The 20,460-nt window shown below is 71.6% G+C and carries 11 protein-coding genes and 1 pseudogene; 7 read left to right on the forward strand and 5 right to left on the reverse strand.

The annotated features are described in order from the left end of the window. The first annotated feature begins 12 nt into the window (after window positions 1-12). On the forward strand, window positions 13-603 hold the full coding sequence (locus VT85_RS02425; RefSeq protein ID WP_068409972.1) for an NUDIX hydrolase: 591 nt from the start codon (window positions 13-15) through the stop codon (window positions 601-603). A gap of 7 nt (window positions 604-610) precedes the next feature. On the opposite strand, the gene VT85_RS02430 is transcribed toward VT85_RS02425, so the two are convergent. Next, window positions 611-1,594, reverse strand: a complete 984-nt coding sequence (locus VT85_RS02430; RefSeq protein WP_197491054.1) for a S1C family serine protease — start codon at window positions 1,592-1,594, stop codon at window positions 611-613. Window positions 1,595-2,126: 532 nt separating this feature from the next. Between VT85_RS02430 and VT85_RS02435 the strand changes: the two genes are divergently transcribed. The 6 genes and pseudogenes from VT85_RS02435 (at window position 2,127) to VT85_RS02460 (ending at window position 10,273) form a co-directional block, all read left to right on the forward strand. Beyond that, window positions 2,127-2,537: a hypothetical protein gene (locus VT85_RS02435; RefSeq protein WP_068409991.1), complete on the forward strand. Its 411-nt coding sequence runs from the start codon at window positions 2,127-2,129 to the stop codon at window positions 2,535-2,537. Between the two features lie 231 nt (window positions 2,538-2,768). Next, a complete protein-coding gene (locus VT85_RS02440) occupies window positions 2,769-3,752 on the forward strand; it encodes a DUF1559 domain-containing protein (protein WP_068409993.1) in 984 nt (327 codons plus the stop codon). Between the two features lie 13 nt (window positions 3,753-3,765). Further along, window positions 3,766-4,185 carry a hypothetical protein gene (locus VT85_RS02445; protein WP_068409996.1) on the forward strand — a complete coding sequence of 140 codons (420 nt, stop codon included), beginning with the start codon at window positions 3,766-3,768 and terminating at the stop codon, window positions 4,183-4,185. Between the two features lie 150 nt (window positions 4,186-4,335). Further along, window positions 4,336-5,601 (forward strand): annotated as a pseudogene (locus tag VT85_RS02450) (carboxymuconolactone decarboxylase family protein); the annotation flags it as partial. 130 nt (window positions 5,602-5,731) lie between these two features. After that, window positions 5,732-9,454: a PVC-type heme-binding CxxCH protein gene (locus tag VT85_RS02455; protein ID WP_068410001.1), complete on the forward strand. Its 3,723-nt coding sequence runs from the start codon at window positions 5,732-5,734 to the stop codon at window positions 9,452-9,454. Window positions 9,455-9,490: 36 nt separating this feature from the next. Beyond that, window positions 9,491-10,273, forward strand: coding sequence for a glycosyltransferase (locus VT85_RS02460; RefSeq protein WP_068410004.1), 783 nt, complete (start codon window positions 9,491-9,493; stop codon window positions 10,271-10,273). A gap of 12 nt (window positions 10,274-10,285) precedes the next feature. Here VT85_RS02460 and VT85_RS02465 read toward each other — a convergent pair whose 3' ends face one another. The 4 genes from VT85_RS02465 to VT85_RS02480 all read right to left on the reverse strand — a co-directional run bounded on the left by VT85_RS02465 (window position 10,286) and on the right by VT85_RS02480 (window position 20,335). After that, entirely contained in the window at window positions 10,286-13,762 is a 3,477-nt protein-coding gene (locus VT85_RS02465; protein WP_068410006.1) for a protein kinase domain-containing protein, read from the reverse strand. A gap of 227 nt (window positions 13,763-13,989) precedes the next feature. After that, window positions 13,990-14,958 carry a bestrophin family protein gene (locus tag VT85_RS02470; RefSeq protein ID WP_156512632.1) on the reverse strand — a complete coding sequence of 323 codons (969 nt, stop codon included), beginning with the start codon at window positions 14,956-14,958 and terminating at the stop codon, window positions 13,990-13,992. Between the two features lie 331 nt (window positions 14,959-15,289). After that, window positions 15,290-17,440, reverse strand: a complete 2,151-nt coding sequence (locus VT85_RS02475) for a cellulase family glycosylhydrolase (RefSeq protein ID WP_068410009.1) — start codon at window positions 17,438-17,440, stop codon at window positions 15,290-15,292. A 45-nt stretch (window positions 17,441-17,485) separates the two neighbouring features. Further along, complete coding sequence (locus VT85_RS02480) at window positions 17,486-20,335, reverse strand: tetratricopeptide repeat protein (RefSeq protein ID WP_068410012.1); 2,850 nt, start codon at window positions 20,333-20,335, stop codon at window positions 17,486-17,488. Window positions 20,336-20,460: the final 125 nt, after the last annotated feature.

The following is a 20,460-nucleotide window of genomic DNA, read 5'->3' on the forward strand; positions in this document are numbered from 1 at the left end:
TCGGAGTCCGCCTTGGCCCAGAATGAACCAGAAACCTCCTCCTGGTCCCGCGTGGACGAGGGGAGGCACGACCGGACGATCGAGGAGAACTGGCTGTTCGCGCTGCGGAAGGAGCGATTCCGGTCGCGGAGTTCCGGGCTGACGCACGATTTCTTCGTCATCCACCTGGCGGACGCGGTGCACGTGGTCGCGATCACGCCGGAGGACGAGGTGCTGTTCGTCCGGCAGTTCCGGGCCGGGTCGGGGAGGGACAGCTTGGAGATCCCCGGCGGGCTCGTGGACTCCGGCGAGGACCCGCTCGTCGCCGGCCCTCGCGAACTGCTGGAGGAGACCGGCTATGCGGGCGATCCCCCGGAGTTCATCGGCGCGCTCTGGTCGAATCCTTCGCTGGTGACCTCGCGGACCTTCACGCTCGTCATCCGCAACGCCCGCCGCGTGGCCGAGCCGAAGCTCGACCACACCGAGGAATTGACCCTTGAACGGGTCCCGGCCGGGGACGTCCTCGGGCTGATCCAGGCGGGCCGGATCGATCACGCTCTGGTCGTCGCGGGGCTGCTCTGGTGGCGGGCGTCCGAGTCGAAGTCGAGCCCTGCGCGGGCCTGAGCGGCGGTCACGACGAGGCGCCGAGCTTCACCGGGACGTCGACCGGTTGCCCGTCGCGGACGACGGTGATCCGGACGGTGTCGCCGGGCTGATGTTTCTCCACCTCGGTCAGCAGCTCGTCCACGGACTTCACCCGCTTATGCTCGACGGCGACGATCAGGTCGGCCGATTCGGGGTCGAGCGAGCGCCTGATGAAGCCCGAGCCGAGCCGCTCGATCTTGACCTGGATCGGCCGGAGGCCGGCGCGCTCGGCCGGGCCCCCCTCGGCGATCGCCAGCACGAGCAGCCCCGACTCGGTCGTGTAGACCCTGGAGATCCCCAGGTCGGCGCGGACGACCCGGCCCTCCTTGATGAGCGGGCCGAGGATGCGCGCGATCGAGTTGATCGGGACCGCGAAGCTGACCCCGGCGGACTGGCCGACGCTGCTGATGATGGCCGTGTTCATGCCGATCACCTGGCCCCGCGAGTTCAAGAGCGGGCCGCCGGAATTGCCCGGGTTGATGGCGGCGTCGGTCTGGATGATCCCCTTGATCATCCGGCCGTTCTTGGCCTTCAGCGAGCGGTCGAGGCTGCTGACGATCCCCGTGGTGAGGGTCCGCTCCAGGCCGAACGGGTTGCCGATCGCCAGGATCTTCTGGCCGACCAGGAGGAGGGAGGAGTCGCCCAGGGCGACGGGGTGGAGCATGTCCGCCGAGGCGTCGATGCGGAGCACGGCGACGTCGTTCGAGGCGTCGACGCCGACGACGGTCGCCGGGTGGGCGGAGCCGTCGAAGAGGGTCACGCGGACGACGTCGGCCCCCTGGATGACGTGGAAGTTGGTCAGGACGTGGCCCGACTTGTCGACCACGAACCCCGAGCCGGTCCCCGTCGAAGTCTCCTCGGCGCCGAAGAAGCCCTGGACCTCGGATTCCGTGGTGATGTTCACCACGCTCTTGTTCACGTTGGCGTAGACGACGACGTTGATCCGCTCCTCGGGGTCGAGGCCCTTCAACGCCTCCGGGTCGGGCGCCGCGCCGGGGGCGGTCGCGCCGTCGGCCGGCTCCAGGTCCGGGAGGCTCGCGGCCCGCTCCGGCGTCGCCTGGGCCGGGCCGGGGCGACGGCCTGGGCCTCGTCGGCGCGGCGGGGGCCTGGGCGGCGATCTCGGGCCGGGGGTGGGGCCGCCAGGCCAGCAGCAGGGCCACCAGGGCCAGCGTGGTCCCGGCCGTGATCAAGTGGCCGACGATCGTCCTCATCGGCGACGTCCCGCCGTTGCTCATCGCTCCTCCCCCCTCGCCATGACCGGCTCGAACCTCGACACTCCGAAAGACCATTGTAAACGCCTCGCCGTCGTTGGAAAGGCCCGCCGGGCGCGGGCGCTCCGCCCCCGGCGGGCATCGCGCGACGCTCGCCGATTCCCGCTCGCCACCCTTGCGGCCCGCGCGCTCGGGCGGTAAAGTCCTTCTCATTCACAAGTCTCGACTCCAGCGTGGCGACGCGATCCGACTTCCGGTCGCTCGCCGCCGACGCGTGATCCCGGGGCGGCCATGGCGGCACTTTCCCCCATCCCGACGCGGACGACCGCGAGCGCCCTGCTGGCGCTGCTGGCGTTCGGGGCGGCGTCGCCCGCGACGGCCTGGGCCGGGTGCCGCCACCCTGCCTCGGCCGACGTCCGTCCCGAGGCGGCCCGCCTCGACCTGCTCGCGGCCGTCGGCGCGCTGGCGGCCGACCAGCCGACGCCCCCGCTCCCCGCCTCCCCCTGCGCCGGGCTGAGGTGTTCGAGCGATCCCACGCCGGCCGCCCCCACGACGCTCGCCGCCGCCTCGCGGATCGATCGCTGGGGCTGCCTGGCCGCCCCTCCCCCGCCCCCGGACCCCGGGGCCGCCCTCCTCTCCCACGCGTCCGCCGCACTGCGCCCCGTGCACGGCGGGCCGACCCCCTTCCACCCCCCGCGCTGACGCCCCGTCTGGACATCCGACCAGATCCCCCGATCGTCGCGCTCCCGACCGCCCCGGGCTCGTTCGCGTTTGCAGCCCGGTCGCCGCGCGGTCGCGCCGATTCATCGGCCTACGCCCATCCCCCGATGCGCCGGACCCGTCCCGCGTCGGCGACGTGATGCCGTGCGCCCGCGTCGCGCCCGTTCCCGGTCCATATCCGTTCCCCTCCCCCGTTTTCGGAGGTTTTCATCCATGAGACGTCGCGGCTTCACCCTGATCGAGTTGCTGGTCGTCATCGCGATCATCGCGGTGCTCATCGCCCTCCTGCTGCCCGCCGTGCAGGCCGCCCGGGGGGCGGCGCGGCGCATGCAGTGCGTCAACAATCTCAAGCAGTTCGGGATCGCGCTGCACAACTATCACGACGTCCAGGGCTGCTTCCCGCACAGCCGCGGGCTGAGCACCCCGGCCCCGAACTTCCCCGCCACGGCGACGTTCTCCGGGTTCGCCCGCCTGCTGGCCTACATGGAGCAGACCCAGGTCTTCAACACGATCAATTTCGATCTGCTGCCGAACGCGCCGGACAACACGACGACCCAGGCCACGGCCGTGGCCGTCTTCTCCTGCCCGAGCGACCCGCAGGTTCAGATCCCGGCCGGAGAGGCCCCCGTCAACTATCGCTTCAGCGAGGGGAGCGGCATCCTCTTCACCTATGGCCCGAGCGACGCGGGCAGCGGCGCGAACGCGACCATGCCCCCGCCGGACGGCGTCTTCTTCAGCGTCAGCAGGACCACGCTCGCGGAGATTCGCGACGGCTCCAGCAACACCTCGGCGATGAGCGAGCGGCTCAAGGGGGACTTCAGCAACGCCATCTCCACCCCGGCCACCGACCTGTTCCTGCCGAGGACCTTCCCCGCGACCCCGGATGCGGCCGTCGCCGACTGCCTGGCCACGGACGTGCGGACCCTCGGCACGCAAGGGGTCTCGACCCAGGGATCGCCCTGGCTGGCGGGGAGCACCTCGTGCGTCGTCGGGCACGGCGACACGCCGAACGGTCGATCGTGCATGTTCCCCCCCGGCCGGATCCTGAATGTGGCCTCCAGCACCCACGCGGGGGGCGTCAACGTCCTGCTCTGCGACGGCTCGGTCCGTTTCATCAAGAACGCGATCTCCCGCGACGTCTGGCGAGCCCTGGGCACCCGCGCGGGGGGCGAGATCATCAGCTCCGACGCCTACTGATGCGGAGACGACGATGCATCATCCCCGAGGAATCCGCCTCGCCGCCGCCCTGCTCGTCCTGGCCGCCTGGCCCACCGCCGGCTGCGGCCCCGCCGGCGCCGAGGACCCGGCCGACGCCCGGCGGCTCCTGCAATCGGCGCTCGACGCCTGGAAAGCCGGCCGCACGATCGACCAGGCCGCCGCGGAGTCGGGCGTCGTCCTCTCCGAGCCCCGCTGGGAGTCGGGCTTCCGGCTCGTCGGCCACGAGATCCGGCCCGACGCGCACGCGGCCGGTTTCGACCTGGCCTGCACCGCCGAGCTGTCGCTCGAGGCCCCGAAAGGCAAGCGCACCCGCGAGGTCGCGACCTACACGATCAGCACGCACCCCGCGAGGACCGTCATCCGCTCCCCCCTCGACATGCCGGCCGCCGGCGCGTCGAGGCGCCCACGTTGAGCCCGACCCCGGACCCATCTCATTTCCGTTCGACCGAGAGGAACCTCGACCATGACGTTCGACCGAAAAGCCTTCGGGACCTGCCTGGCCGGCCTGACCCTGACCGTGGGATCGGCCCACGGCGGCGACTCGCCGGCCCGGCCGCTGGACGACGCGGCCTGCTGGAAGGCCATGCCCGCGACCGTCTCGGGCGGCGGTGGCCCGCTGCCGAGCTGGGCGAAGGGGGTGGCCTCGCGGCTGCCCCGCACCGCCGCCGCGATGCTGGAGCTGGATCTCGCCCAGCGCACCCGAAGCCCGCTCGACCCGAAGCTCCGCGCCGCGATGCGCTGGGTCGTCGCCCATAACAACCACTGCGCTTACTCGGAAGCCTACGCCCTGGCCGACGCCCGCCGCGCCGGGATGGACGAGGCGACGATCAAGGCCGTGACCGGCGACCCGGAAGGATGGCCGTCGGACTATCGCGACGCCCTGGAGTTCGCCCGGCTGCACACCGTCGACGCGCCGACGATCCCCGACGAGCTGTTCGCCCGGCTCGTCGAGGCGTACGGCCGCAAGGGGGCGGCGGCGGCCGTGTTGCTGGGCGCCTACGGCAACTTCCAGGACCGCATCGTCCTGGGCCTGGACCTGGCGATGGAGCCGGACGGCCCGCTGCCGCCGATCGAGGTCGTCTTCGCCCCCGGCGCGTTCCAGTCGCAGCCGGTCCTCCCCCCGCAGGCCGACCTCAAGCCCCTGAAAGACGGCGGGGAGACGGTCGTCGACCGTGACGCGGAATGGTCGCGGCTCTCGTACGACGACCTCCAGTCGCGCCTGGAAGGCCAGCGAGCGCGGACGCCTCGCCTCCCCGTCCCCGCCTGGGACGAGGTGAAGAAGGGGCTGCCGCCGGAGTTCGCCGCGCGACCGACCCGGATCGTCTGGAACCTCGTCTGCTCCGGCTACGTCCCCGAGCTGGCCGTCCCCTGGAGCCGGGCGACGCGGACGATGTGGGCCGAGGCGAGTCCCGATCGCGTCTTCGAGGAGAGCCTCTTCTGGGTCCAGACCCGCGCCATCCGCTGCAACTACTGCATGGGGCATTGCGAGATGCTGCTGGAGGTCGCCGGACTGGACAAGGGTGCGATCGCCGAGCGCACGCGACGGCTCGCCGGCGACGACTGGTCGGCCTTCCCGCCCGAGGAGCAGCGGGCCTACGCCTACGCCCGCAAACTGACGAAGGCTCCCTGGACCGTGACGCCCGACGACTACCGCCGCCTGGAATCCGACCTCGGCCCCGACTCGGCCATGGCGACCTTCTGGTGGCTCTGCCGCGGCCTCTACATGACCCGCGTCTCCGACGGGTTCCAGCTCCCCCTGGAGCGCGACAACGTGTTCATGGATTTCTACGGACCCCGGGGAGCCGACGGGAAGCCCGCGAGGAAATGACCGAGTCGTCGGCCCTCGGGATCTCGCCGAGGGCCGACGGCGCCTGGACCGTCGCCGGCCGCTCGGCCAGAATGGGGAGCGTCGCATCTCGACGGACGCGCCCCTCTCCCTCGATCTCGCGGAGCCGCCGATGGAACCCCTCGCAACATCGCCTCGCCGTCGGGCCGCCCTGGCGCTCGTCGGGGCCTGCCTGGCCCTCGCGCCGGCCGCCTTGCACGCCCAGACGGGACCGGAGGAGTCGGCGCGCAAACTCAAGCCGGCCGATGGGCTGGAGGCGACCCTCTGGGCCGCCGAGCCGCTCCTGTTCAACCCGACCAGCCTGGACGTCGATTCGAGGGGCCGCGTCTGGGTCGCGGAAGGGCTCAACTACCGGCTGACCCGCGGGGGCAACAAGAAGTTCGCCCGCGTCGAGGAGTCGGACAAGATCAAGATCCTGGAGGACGCCGACGGCGACGGCAAGGCCGACAAGGTCACGGTCTTCGCCGATCGGATCTTCCCCGTCCCCATGGGCCTGGCCGTCGAGGAACGCTACGACGAACAGGGGAAGTATCTGGGCTGCCGGGTCTACGTCGGCAACAGCCCCAACCTGCTCGTGCTGGAAGACACCGACGGCGACGACAAGGCGGACAAGCGCTACCCCCTGCTCACCGGCTTCGGCGGGCTCGACTCCGACCACGGCATCCACGGGGTGACGCTCGGCCTCGACGGCAAGCTCTACTTCACCCACGGCGACGGCTGCTGCTCGGTCCAGGAGGACCGCTCGGAGCGCTACCAGAACTTCGACGTGGTGGATAAGTCGGGCCGGCACGTCGTCGCCGACAAGTATGCCAACACCCTCCGGGTCAACCGCGACGGCACCGAGTTCGAGGTCGTCTGCGACGGCCAGCGCAACAACTACGAGACCTGCCGCGACGCCTTCGGCAACGGCTTCACCAGCGACAACGACGACGACGGCAACCGCGGCTGCCGCGTGATCCACACGATGGACGGCGGGCGGTTCGGCTACAAGACCCCCGGCAGCCCCCGCCACTGGGGCGAGGACGTCCCGGGCAACGTCCCCAAGCTCGTCGGCACCGGCAACGGCAGCCCCTGCGGGATCGCCGTCTATGAAGGGCGACTCCTCCCCGGCTACTTCGGCGGCCTGCTGGAAGCCGAGGCCGGCACCCGCCAGATCAACTTCTTCCCGCTCACCCGCCGCGGCGCGAGCTTCGGGACCGAGTACCGGGTGATGCTCTCCAGCGACGACCCCTGGTTCCGTCCCGTCGACATGACCGCCGCCCCCGACGGTTCGGTGTTCGTCGCCGACTGGTACGACGCGGGCGTCGGCGGTCACGCCTTCGCCGATCAGGACACCGGCCGCATCTATCGGGTCGCGCCCGTCGGGGTCGGCCCGAAGGCGATCAAGCCCGACTTCGCCTCGATCGCCGGGCTGATCGAGGGGCTGAAATCCCCCTGCGTCGCCACCCAGGACGCCGCGCGGCGATCCCTGATCGCCCGGGGGGACGCCGCGGCCGACGCCGTCTCGACCCTGATCCGCGAGGGGACGCCGGAAGAGTCCGCTCGGGCGATCTGGACCGCCTCCGCGATCCCCCGGCTCGCCGGGATCGCCGCCGAGATCCTCAAGCGTCCCGGCGACTTCCACGGCGGCGACCCGCGATTCCGCGAGCTGGCTGTCCGCATGCTCGGCCGCGACTGTCGCGAGAACGGGATCGTCGAATACCAGAATCCCGAGGCTCGCAAGCCCGCGCCGGCCCTGGCCCACCTCGACCTCCTGCTCCCGCTGGCCGACGATCCCGATGCGGGCGTCCGCCGCGAGCTGCTGCTGGCCCTTCGCAAGGCCCCGACTCCGCAGGTGGGCGACGCGCTCCGCAAGCTGGTCACCGCCTGGGACGGCCGCGACCGCTGGTATCTCGAAGCCCTGGGGCTGGCGCTCGACGGCCGCGAGGCCGAGTTCGTGACCGGCCTGATGGACCCCTCGCTGTTCGGCGGATCGGACGACTTCGAGAAGCTCGCGGGCGACGACCGGGTCGCGCTCCCCCCCTATTTCCCGGTCGATCGCAACGAGGCGTTCATCCCCGCCGGCGCGGCCGAACCCGAAGCGAACGCCCTGAGCAAGCTCCTGGGCTTCCTGTGGCGGCTGCAACGCCCCGAAGCCCTCCCCCTGCTGGAGCAGATCCTCCCGAAGCTGAAGGGGCCGGGCCTTCAGCAGGCCGGCGACGACGTCCTCCAGCGGATCCGCTCACCCTTCGCGGCCGACGTCGCGGCGCTGATGGCCGAACAGTCCGACGATCCGGTCCGCCGCCGCATCCTGCTCGAGCTGCTCGCGAGCCGGCTCGCCGGCCCGTGGCGCGAGGCCAAGGACCGGCCGCCGGTCCTCCGGGTGATCGAGGCCGCGCTGGGCCGTCCCGAATGGCGGCGCCAGGGGATCGCGATGGCCGCCGCGACCGGCGACGGCCGGTATCGCGGGACGCTGGAACGGATCGCCCTCGATCCGAAGCAGCCCGAAGAGACGGCGGCCGCCGCCGTGGAGGCCGTCGGCGCGATCGACGTCACCCCCAACCGCGTGCTCGAAGACCTCATCGCCGCCCATCACGGCGCCCCGGCGTCCGACGCCCGCGCCGAGGCCGCCGTCCGCACCCTGCCGAAGCTCTACGACGCCCGCAGCCGGCTCCTGGGAATCCTGACCGACCGGGCCTACCCGGTCTCCCTCCGCCGCGAGGCGGTGCGGACGCTGGCCCGGCTCCCCGAGGGGGGCCTGAGGCTCGTCGACCTGGCCCGCGACGGCAAGCTCCTGGACGACCTGAAGACCGAGGCGACGACGGCGATCCACGGCCTGGGCGACCCCCGCGTCCGCGAGGCCGCCGCGGCCGTCCTCCCCCCGCCGTCGACCGCCGGCGGCCGTCCCTTGCCGCCGATCGCCGAGCTGCTCCGCCGCGAGGGCGACCCGGCGCGCGGCGAGCAGGTCTTTTTCCGCCAGGGCTCCGAATCGTGCGGCTCGTGCCATCGGGTCCAGGGCCGCGGCCATTGGGTCGGCCCGGACCTCTCGACCGTCGGCGTCAAGTACGGCCGGGGCGAGCTGCTCAACTCGGTCCTCAACCCCAGCTCGGCGATCAGCTACAATTTCCGCTCGGTCGTCCTGGCCCTGACCGACGGTCGAATCTTGACCGGGCTGCCGGTCGAGGAATCGCCGCAGCGGATCGTCATCAAGACGGCGGAGGGGGATCGCGTCGTCGTGCCGATCGCCGACATCGAGGAGCGTCGTTCCAGCGAGGTCTCGCTGATGCCCGAGAACCTCGCCTCGACGATGACCGACGGCGAACTGGTCGACCTGATCGCCTATCTCGGCACCCTGCGCCGGCCGGTCGGCGTCGTGGGGCGATATCAGGTCGTGGGGCCGATCGCCGAGGCCGGCGGCGCTCCCGCGTTCGATCCCACGGCCCGCGTGGACCTGGAGGCGGCCGTCGCCGACGGGACGGGCCGCTCGCTCACCTGGCGCCGCATCGAGGCCGACGCGGAGGGCCGCGCGGACCTCCAGCCGTTCTTGCCCGCGGGCGAAAAGGGGGCCGTTTTCGCCCATACTCCGATCGTCTCGCCGACGGCCCAGAAGGCGACGCTGGTCCTGGACGCCCAGGCGGAGGTGGCGGCCTGGCTCGACGGCCGTCCCGTCTCGCTGTCGAAGGCCGGCGAGGGCGCCCCGTCCTCCGCCGAGCTGGACCTGCCGGCGGGCCGGGGCTCGCTCTTGATCCGCGTGGCGTCGGGTGGGAAAACGGACGCGGCCGCGATCGTCGCCACGATCGTCGCGGAGCAGCCGGTCGCCTTCGACGCCTCGGGGGCCGACGCCCCCGCGCGCTGAACCTTCACGCCCTAGAACGAGGCGGGACCGTACGCCGTGACACGACCCGAAGATCCCCGGCGATCGCCGACGATCGCCGTCGCCATCCCTTGCTACAACGAGGCCGCCGCCGTCGGCCGCGTCGTCGACGACTTCCGCGCGCACCTCCCCGGCGCGGACGTGGTCATCTTCGACAACGCCTCCGAAGACGACACGGCCGCGATCGCCGCCGCCCACGGCGCGCGGGTCGTCGCCGTCCCCGACCGGGGCAAGGGCTTCGTCGTCCGCGCGGCGTTCGCGACCCTGAAGGGGTACGACGTCGTCGTCATGACCGACGGCGACGGCACCTACCCCGCGGAGGCCGCCCCCCGGCTCGTCGCGCCGGTGCTGGACGGCCGGGCCGCGATGACCGTCGGCGCGCGCAGGCCGGTGCCCGGCGCGCAGGCCATGGCCCCCGTCCGCGCCCTCGGGAACGTCCTCATCCGGGGCGCCTTCCGGCTCCTGATCGGCGTCGGGGCCGGCGACCTGCTCTCGGGCTATCGCGCGTTCAGCCGCCGGTTCGTCGAGACCGTCGACCTTCGCTCCGAGGGGTTCGAGATCGAGACCGAGCTGGCCGTCGCGGCGACGGCCGGCGACTTCCCGACGCTGGAGGTCGAGGTCGCGTACCATCCCCGGATCGCCGGGACCGAGAGCAAGCTGCGGGCCTTCCGCGACGGCCGCCGGATCCTGCGGACCATCGTCCGGGAGGGGCTGCGGCTCAGGCCCCTGCGCGCCGCGGCCCTCCTCGCGGCTTTCGCGAGCCTCGTGATCGCCGCGATCCTGCTCCTCGTCCGCCGTTGAGCGCGGCCGCGATCACTCGGCGGGCGGCGCGTCCCACAGCTTGATGGTCAGGTCGCGGCTGGCCGAGACCAGCACGCCGCCGTCGCGAGACACGGCCAGGGCGGTCACCGCCGACGCATGCTCGTTCAGGCTGAGGATCGTCCGTCCCCGGGTCGGGTCCCAGATGCGGATCGCCTTGTCGGCCCCCCCGGAAACCAGCCGACCGTCCGGGGTGAAGACCAGGCCGAAGACCTCGCCGAGATGGCCGTCGAGGGGTCGCGAGTTCGCGAGGTGGGCCGTGTCCCAGAGCCGGATCGGGCCGTTGCGCGAGGCCGTGGCGATCGTCCGTCCGGTGTCGTCGATGGCGATGGCGAGGACCTCTCCGCCGGTCTTCAGGGTGGCCTGGAGCGAGCCCGAGGCGAGGTCCCAGAGCTTCACCGTCGCGTCGCTGGAGCCCGAGGCCAGCCACCGGGCGTCGCGAGACAGGGCGAGCCGGCGGACCGATTCGGAATGTCCCTCCAGGGTCGTCCGCCGCTCGCCGGTCTCGGCGTTCCAGATCTGGACCGTGCCGTCGCCGCCGGCCGAGGCGATCCAGGAGCCGTCGCCCAGGAAGACGAGGTCGTCCACCACGTCGCGATGTTCCCTGTACTCCCGGAGCGGCCGTCCGGACGCCAGGTCCCAGACGATCACGACGCCCCGGTCCTCCGGCGGGCGGCTCGGGTCGCCGGCCGACGAGACCAGCAGACGGCCGTCGGGGCTGATGCTCAGGGAACGGACCCGCGAGTCGTGCCCCCCGAGCTGGCGCAGCAGTCGGCCCGTCGGGAGGTCCCAGAGCCGGACGACCTGGTCGTCGTGGCCGGAGGCCATCAGGCGGCCGTCCGGGCTCAGGGCCAGGCAGCCGGCCGAGCCGCCGAAGCGGAGCACCGACGCGTCGCGGAGCGTCCGGGGCCGGGCCGGGCTGAGAGGGTCCCAGACCTTCGCGATCCCCTCGGTCGAGACCGAGACCAGGCTTTGGCCGTCTCGGCTCGGCGCCAGGGCGCGGACGCCCTGGGTGTGGCCGAGGAACTTGCGGAGCAGGCGGCTCGATCCGGGCTCCCAGATTCGGATCGCGTCGTCGTTCCCCCCCGTCGCGATCCAGTCCCCGGAAGGCGCGTAGGTCAGGCAGAGGACGCCCCCCTTGTGCGCCTGGATCACCATCCGGGAGACGCCCGTGGCGACTTCCCAGATGCGGACGGTGCCGTCCAGTCCCGCGGTGACCAGCCTCGCGCCGTCGGGGCTGAACGCCGCCGCCCGCACCTCCCCCTCGTGTCCGACGAGGTCGTGGGTCAGCAACGGCGGGTCGCCGAGCCGCCACAGCTTGACCGCCCCGTCGAGCCCGGCGGTGGCGGCGAGGCGGCCGTCGGGACTCAGGGCGACCGTCGCGATCGGCCCCAGGTGGCTCCCGGTGAGGAGCGGCAGCCTCGCGCCGGTCTCGACGTCCCAGAAGTGGACGACGTGGCGGGAGGAGGAGGCCGCCAGCCGGGAGCCGTCCGGGGACCAGGCGAATGAGAGGATGGCGTCCTGGTCGACCTGGAGGGTCCGTTCCAGTTCGCCCGTCTCGACGCGGAAGATGCCGATCTCGCCGGCGCCCATGTCGGGGCCGGGGCCGGCGAGCCGCTTGCCGTCCGGGCTGTACGCCAGCGCGTGGACGCCCAGCCGGAGGTCGGCCGCCGCGCCGCCGGGGGGCGGATTCTGGATCACCTTTTTCAGCTTCGCGTCGCGCAGGTCCCAGATTCGGATCGCCCCCGACAGGCTGGCGGTCGCGAAACTCGAGCCGTCCGGGGCGACCGACACCGACACGAGTCGTTCCCAGGGGGTCCGCGCCGTCGCCCGATCCTGGCCGTCCAGCCCGCGCAGGTACCGCCATTCCCAGCCCCGGTGGTCGACCTCGTCGGCCCTCGGCCGCATCAGGTCGAGCAGGCTCCGGAACTGGCCGTAATCGTTCCCCTCCCAGGCCGACGCGGCGAGGTTGGCGCGGGTGTCGTAGAGGGTCTGCTGCTCCTCGTTGCGCGCGACGACGGCGGCCTCGCGGGCGACCTGGGCCTCGCGCCGGCCGGAGGCCAGCGAGCGCTGGATCTCGGCCTGGTCGCGGAACCAGCGGGCCGCCATCAGCGAGCCGGCCGTGGCCAGCAACAGGACCCCCGTCAGGACGCCGCCGAGGATCGCGATCGTCGGGTTCCGCCGCGCCCATCGCCAGTAGCTCTCCGCCAGCGAAGCCCGCCGGGCCTCGACCGGCCGGTCTTCGAGGAACCGTCGGAGATCGGCGCCGAACGCGGCGGCCGTGGGATAGCGATCCTGCGGGAGCTTTTCGACGGCCTTGTGGACGACGGTCGCCAGGTCGATCGGGATACCGGGGTCGAGCTTCCGCAACGGCGGCGGCGAGGCCTCGGACACCTGGCGGATCAGCCGGGCGCGGTCGCGCTCGTCGAAGGCCGGCCGTCGCGCCAGGAGCTCGTAAAGGGTCAGGCCCAGGCCGTAGACGTCGGTCGTCGCCCCGGATTGGCCGTCGAACGCTTCCGGGGGGAGGTAGCGCAACGTCCCGACGACGTCGCCGCTCTGGGTCGCGTCCTGATGCTCCCCCCATTTCGCCAGCCCGAAGTCCGTGACCCAGACGGTCCCGCGCTCGTCCAGGAGGAGGTTGGAAGGCTTGACGTCGCGATGGAAGATGCCCTGCGAATGGGCGTAATCCAGGCCCTCCGCCGCCTGAACGCCCAGCCCGGCGACCCATTTCCAGGGGGGGCGGTCGTCGCCGCGTTCCGCCTGCGGGGAGGATCTCGGACCCGTCGGCTCGCTCGCCTCGGCACCCGGCTCCTTCGCGCCGGAGGCGTCGCCGGGAGGCGGCGCTCCCCGGCCCAGCAGCGACCGGGCCACCGCGAGGAACGAGCGCTCCCGCGCCGAGTCGGCCTGGGTCTCGACCGGCCTGGGTGCGGCGGTCGCCGGGGCGGTCGCCGAACCGACGGCCTCTCGAGCGGCCGCGCCGTCCGCCGACGGATCGGTCGATTCCTCGGTCGCGTCGAGCCGGGAGGGGGGTCGTCGCGACTCGTCGAGCACGGCGTCCAGGCCCACCCCGCGGATGAACTGCATGACGTAGAAGGGGGTCCCTTCATGCTCGCCGGAGCCGAAGACCGGCACGATGTTGGTGTGGTGGAGCCGACCTGCGGCCCGCGCCTCGCGCTCGAAGCGTCCCCGTCGTTTCTCGTCGCTCAGGCCCACGGAGAGGACCTTCAGCGCCACCGTGCGGCGCAACGAGATCTGCCAGGCCTCGTAGACGATCCCCATGCCGCCCCGGCCGACCTCTCGCAGGATCTGGTAGTCGCCGAAGATTCTCGATGGGGGCGTCGCGGGGTGCGGGGGCTCGTCCGGCCCTCCGGCTTCGGTCGGGGAGTGCAGGGGCTCGTCCAGACCTCCGGCTTCGGTCGGGGGATGGTGGCCTTGTCCCTGGCCGGAGTCGCTGCCGCAGGCGGTCGACATGGTCGCCTCGCCCTCGCATGAAGGGCACCGTCGGTGGAGGGAAGGGGTCCTGCGCTGGAGGGGCGAGGCGCATCGGGAGGATTTTCCGACCCTGGCGGCGGGCTCGAGCCGCTCACCGTTCGAACGGAGCGGCTCGAGTTCGAGTCGAGGGGGAAAGCTCCATGGTGACGGCTCGACCGCGAGAATGCAAGGTCCGCCGCCTCACCCGCCCTCCCCCCCGCCCGGCCTCACGACGCCGTCGAGCGGCTGAGCGAGGGGGTCTCGTCGGCCTCCTGGTCGCGGGCTCGGGCCTGCAGCGGGGCTTCCATCAGCGTGTCGCCCCGATCGAGCATCGCCAGCAAGTCGGTCTCGATCTTGTGGCAGAGCTGATCCAGCGGCAGGTGGTTGAGGCTCGTCTGCGAGAACGGGAACTGGAGCTCCGTCCCGATCTTGTCCAGCGCCAGGATCGGCGCGGCCACGAACATGGTCACGACTGGCGTGAGCCATACGGCCTCTTCCAGCAGCGCGAACGGCAGGGTGATCAGGAAGAACAGGATGAATCGGCGGATCTCGATGCGATACGCCAGCGGGAGCGGCGAGGAGCGGATGCGCTCGCAGGCGCCCAGGTGGTCGATCAGGGTCGCCCGTTGGCCTTCCGCCTGATGGAAGGCGAACGCGCTCATCCCCAGCTTCTCGTGCGCCTGGCGGAGCAGCCCGGCCAGGTGCAGGGCGATCGCGTTGGGCATGTGGTGGGACGCGAAGACGCGGTCGGCGGCCTCGCGGCCCAGCAGCCCGACCAGCGACGTGCTATGTCGCTGGTCCCGCAGGTTCAGCCGGACGGCGTGCGGGAAGGCGGCCGACCAGCGGATGAACTGGTCCCGCCACGCGCGGTCGGCCGGCCCATACGCCAGGCCGTCGATCGCCAGGTTGCGCGACTGGTTGACGATGCCCCCCCAGAGCTTCCGACCTTCCCACCACCGCTCATAGCCGGCGTTGGTCCGGAGCACCAGGAGCAAGCCCAGCGCGGCACCGGCGACCTCGTGCGGTCCGACGCCGATGTGCAGGCTGTAGTCGAGGTGCTTGTTGAGGTGCAACGCCGTCACCACCAGCGCGTACGCGCCGAAGACGAGCACGCGTAGCATGGTCAGGGGCATCGCCGAGCCCTGGACCCCGAAGACCTCGACCCAGAAAAGCAGTTCCTTGTCGCGGAATCTCACCGGCTCGCAAGCCCTCAAGATCGGCCCCGGGTCGGGGCCACACGTCGCGAGGGGCACACGCCGCCCCGCGGCCGAGGCACCCGGTCGGGGCGGCCCTCGGCTGGCCTCCAATTGTATCAGCCGGAATCCAACCGGCTCCAGACTGATTGAATTATGAAAATCTGTCAATTTGCGAGCCGGGATCGAGGCGGCCGCCGATCGGGACGGCGACTCCCTCCCCGAGCCTCTCCATCTTACCGGCCCATCCGGTAGGAAGGGGATGCGAGGAGGACCGAGCCCGAGCCCCCCGCGTCGCGGTCGGGCGAGTCGAGCAGGACGACGGCCTCCCAGGTCAGCGGCGAGTGGGGGACCCCGTCCCCCGCGCCTCCCCAGCGCCCCCCGGCGCGGAGCCGTCCAGGGGAATCCGCACGATTCGCCAGCCCTCGAAGTCCAGCCGCCCTAGGTCGGGCTGGAACGTCTGCCCCGAGGCGTCCCGGAATCGACAGCGCAAGTAGGCATTCGAACCGTCTCCCTTGACCCAGAAGAGCGCCTCCCGAGCTTTCTCCGGGATCGGCAGGGTCTTGCGGGGCTGGACCGTCAGGTAACGCCATCCGGGGTCGAACTCGTACGCGATCTTGATTGCACGCTCGCTCTGTCCCTCCGTCGCAACCCTCGAAGGCTTCGACGCCTTTCCGGGTGCGGGGGTGTTCTCCACGTGCAAGACCGCGTCGAGCGAATCCAGAAGGTCCGTACGATCGGGCCCCATGATTGGTTCGAACCTTCCCGAGACCGGCTCGACGACCGGAGCGCCGTGGGCGTCGACCAGGACGAGGTCGACGTCGGCGTCCGACGCCTTCACGGCGAGCCTCGCCCGGCCCTCCGACTCTCCCGTGGGGATCGACGCGACGGCCGTCGCCGTTTCGCGTCCGTCCGGCCTCTTCGCGACCAGGCGGCCCTCGAAAGCCCGCTTCGACGGGTTGGCGATCGTCGCCTCGAGCACGTCTCCTCGAGGGGCGATCGCCAGCGAGAGCGGGTCGACTCGCCAGACCTGCAAGGGGACGATCGCCGGCAGCGGACGGGCTTTATGGCGGATCTCCAGGGGGATTTCCCGGTGGGGCGCCCGCAGCGGAGAGGCGGGCAGACGGATCAGGTCCATTCGAGACGCGCCGTTGAAGGTCGACATTTTCGAGAGCGATTCGGCGACGCCGGGAATGCGGAACTCGACGGCACGATCGCCCAGGCTGGTGGGCATCCAGGCGTGGAACTCGACCGGGCTCCCCGTCGTCTCGACAAGCGGCCCCGCCGGGATTTGGATCGAGGCCAGCGTGCGAAGATCGGCCGCGTCGGGGTCGGAGCCCTTCACGAGTCGGATCGAAGGCGTCCGCGCGGATTCGTCGGCGTCCGCGTCGGTGGTCCAGGAGACGATCGCCAGGGGGCTGTCCTCCTGACCCGAATTCTGGAAGAGCAGCTTCCAGTCGGCCGGGCTCGCCCCCCGGAGGCGATGGCGGTACGAATAGCCACGCAGGGCGTCGATCAGTTGCTTCGCCGCGAGGAACGAGGGCTTGGGCGTCAGGTCTTGCCGCACGGTGCCGAAGCGGTGCTCGTTCTCCTTCGGGTCGGGGCCGTCGTCCTTCCAGTCGTAGAAGATCGAGAGGTTGACGCCGTTGGCGAGGTTCGAGAGGTACTCGCGGACGAGGTAGCGGGCCTGTTCGGCCTCGCTGAACCGCTTCTCGGCCGTGGAGTAGCCCCACTCCCCCGAGAGGATCGGCATCGTCGCGCGGGCCGGCGCGTGGCGGGCGATCAGCGCGCGGAGCCGGCCGTAGTCCTCGGCTGCGGTCTCGGGGTGGCTTTCGCGATAGGGGTGGACCGAGACGGCGTCGATTTGCTCCAGGACGCCGGAGGCGAACAGCGCGTCGAGGAATTCCCAGGGGAAGCCCGAGGAGGCCGGGGCGACCACGTACGCCTTGGGGTCGGCCGCTCGGATCGCCTCGGCGGTCTCCAGCGCGAGCTTCGCATAGTCCTCGACGTTCGGCCGGGGCTTCCAGAAGCTGATGTTGGGCTCGTTCCAGATCTCCCAGATCACGCCTCGACCCTGGAAGTGGGCGGCGGCGGCCCCGGCGAACCGGGCGAACGCGGCGCGGCCTTCCGGGGAATGCGGCGACAACCCGCCGTCATACCGGGGATGGCCGTAGTCCAGGATGAGGTAGGCGCGGGCGCCGACCTTGTCCAGATGCCCGAGGAGCCGGTCATACGCCGAGAAGTCGTACTTCCCCGGCTCGCGCTCGATCCCCGCCCAGAAGAAGTCCATGCGGACCCACTTGAAGCCGGCCTCGGCGAAACGTTCCATCTCGCCGGGGGCCGGGTCTGTGAAGTGGATGTTGACGCCGAGCCCCTCGGGGATCACCGGCGGGGGCGGCGCGTCCTGGGCGCGAACCGGGGCGAGGGCGGCGGCCAGGGCGGCGGCCAGCAGGGGGAGGAGGAGCCGAGGGAGGGAGAGTCGCATCGGGGTCTCCTGCGAGTGGGCGGCGGCAAGCGGCGCCGCCGGTGGTTACGCCGCCGGGCCGCGATCCGCTTCCTCGCGGAGCGCCTTGGCCTCGGGGTGTTCGGGGTCGGCCTTCAGGACCTCGTCGAGCGTGGCCCGGGCGTCGTCCTTGCGGCCCATGTCGAGCTGCGCCCGGGCGAGCTTGACCTTCAGGTCGTCCGGCTTCTTGGGCTTCAACTCCAGGGCGACGCGGTATTCCTCGACGGCCTCGGCGGACTTCTTCGACGCCGCGAGGGCGTCGGCCAGCAGGACGTGCGAGGTGGGGCTGTAGACGTCGACGTAGAGGCACTCCCTCGCCCACTTCTCGGCCTTCGCGGCGTCGCCGGCGGCCAGCCAGCGCTCGGCGAGGTTGGTGCGGACGGAGAGGTTGTCGGCGTCGTTCTCGGCGATCTGCGCCAGGTCTTCCAGGAAGGCATCGGTCCGCTTCTGGCGGAGGTGCACCCGCGCCAGGTTGGCGATCCACTTGGTGCGCCGGGGGTCCCCCTTGCGGGCGGTCTCGTAGAGGCGTTCGGCCTCGTCGAGCCGACCGGCCTTGAGGGTGAGGTCGGCCAGCAGGTCGACCACGCGCTCGTCGGGGTGCTCGGGGTCGAGGGCCGGTTCGAGCAGGGCCAGGGCCGCGTCGTCGTCGCCGATCGAGGTGAGCAGGCGGGCCTTGACGTAGCTGGCGAGGGGATGGTGGGGCTTGAGCTCCAGCGCCTTGTCGGCCGGCGGCCGGGCCGCCTTGAGGTCGCGGCGGGCGAAGTGCTCGTAGGCCATCTTCGCGTTCAGGTCGGCGTCGTCGGGCTTCGCCTTCAGCTCGCGTTCGAGCTGCGAGAACTTGATCGGCTCCTCGGCGTCGACGCGGGTCCGGATCGTCTTGACGACCTCGTCCAGGTGGGCGAGGTACTGCTTCTCGAAGTCTTCCTTGTCGACGTGGAAGCATTCCTGGATCGCGCGGGCGGTCGTCAGGCCGCGGCGGTAGGCGGCGAGCATCTTGATCTGGGCGTCGGGGCCGAACCGCTTGGCCATGTACTGGGCGTAGAGCTGCGCCTGGCAGTAGGCCATCTGGCGGTCGTCGGCCTCGTCGGGCCGGATGAAGCCGAGGTTGATGTCGTCCAGGTTCATCAGCTTCTTGCGGGCCGGCACGCGCTCCAGCAGCAGCTTGTTCCACTCCTGGGGCCGGGGCCCCCCCTCGCTCTCGACGGCCAGGGCCTCGGTGTACCAGTGGGGGATGTTGAACTCGGTCTGCTGGAGGGTCACGACGTGGACGAACTCGTGCTTGATGACCCGGGCCCAGTTGTAGGGCTTGTTGGTGGACCGGGGGCTGGCCATCGCCACGACCTTGCCGGTGCAGGCGCCCACGGTCGGGATGAACGGCAGGGCGACGGTCCGGCCGCTGAACCACTGGTGGTCCTTCATGATCTCGATCTTGGTCCGGCCCGGCGGCGTGTAGCCGAACATCGCGGTCAGCTCGGGCATCACCGATTCGAGATATTCCGACATGTACCGCGCCAGCAGCTCGTCCTGGCCGGGGACGTAGGTCGTGACGAAGTGCTCGGATTCGAGCGCCTTGTAGCCGCTCATGTGCTTGAGCACCTTCATCATGTTGTCGGCGCGGACGTTGAACGGGTCGGCGGCGAACGCGGAGTTGAACAGGCTGGACGCCTCATCCTCGCGGCCGATCTGCATGTAGAGCATCCCCAGGCCGATCGGCACGTCGGCGCGGCCGGGGTCGGCCTGGGCCGCCAGGAGGAACGCGCGCTCGGCGGTGAAGTACTTGCGGCGGTCGGCCAGGCGCTCGGCGAGCGCCGCGTAGAAATTCGCCGGGCGGGGGTTGTTGGAGACGGCGATCAGCTCGGCGGCGGCGGCGCCCGCCGGATCGACCAGGAGCCGGCAGGAGGCGGCGAGCCTCGCCAGCGCGTCCTCGTCGCGGGGGTTGGCGGCGACGGCCTTCTTCGCGGCCTCCAGCGCGTCGGCGAACCGCTCGTCGGAGATGTTCAGGTCGGCGATCAGGACGTGCGCGGGAGCGTACTGCGGGTTGACCGCCAGGGCGCGTTCCGCCTTGGCCCGGCCCGCCGCCAGGCGGTAGCCCTGGAGGTCGGCCTGGCCGCGGGTCACCAGGACCTCCGGGGCGAGGGGGTTGAGCTGCGAGGCCCGCGCCAGCTCCTTCGAGGCGGCCCGCTCGTTATAACCGGCGAGGAACAGCCGGCCTTCGAGCCAGGGGGCCTTCCAGCAGGTCGGATCGGCCCTCAGGGCGCCTTCGTAAATCTCGTTGATGACGTCGTTGAGCGCCTCGGCCAGCTCCTCGCCCCGCGCCGAGGCCCGGTAGTAGCGCTCGGCGGCCTGGCCGATCAGGATGAGGGCCTCGGCGTCCTTCGCCACCTCGTCGCGATGGGTGTTGTAGCGGTCGACGAACCACTTGCAGGCGTCGACGGCCTTCTCCAACTCACCCCGAGACTCCAGCAGCCGGACGGCGACCCAGCGCCCGAGGAGGTCGTCGGCGTCGATCGCCGACGCCCGTGCGACGGCCTCGTCGGCCGCCTCCCATCGACCCCGCTGGAAGTGCAGCTCGGCGAGCTTCGCGGGGATTTTCGCCGACTTCGGCTCCCCGGCCTCGGCCGCTTTCAGGATCTCGATCGCCTCGTCGGATTCGCCCTGGGCGGCCTTGGCCTCCGCCTTGCCCAGCGCGATCGTGCGTTCCAGGTCGGGAGTGAGGCCGTCGGGCTTCTCGCGGGCGGCTTTCGCCAGGGCGTCGTACGCCTCGTCCGCCTCGGCGTATCGGCCGCTCGCCATGAGCCGTCGCGGCTCGTCCGCATCGATCGCGCCGCCCGCCTGGGCGACCAGGGCCGTCAGCAAGATGAACGTTCCGTAAGCCATGGAAGCTCCCTCCTCGGAGTCGGTCCCTTCACGTTACCAGATGGAGGCCGGAGATGGCAGCACCCCACCCTCGCGGCCTGAACCGGCGTTGATTTGCGAGCCGAGACCTTGCGAGTTCGGGCCGG

The sequence above is a fragment of the Planctomyces sp. SH-PL62 genome, from assembly GCF_001610895.1.
In the GTDB taxonomy this organism is placed as follows: Bacteria; Planctomycetota; Planctomycetia; order Isosphaerales; family Isosphaeraceae; genus Paludisphaera.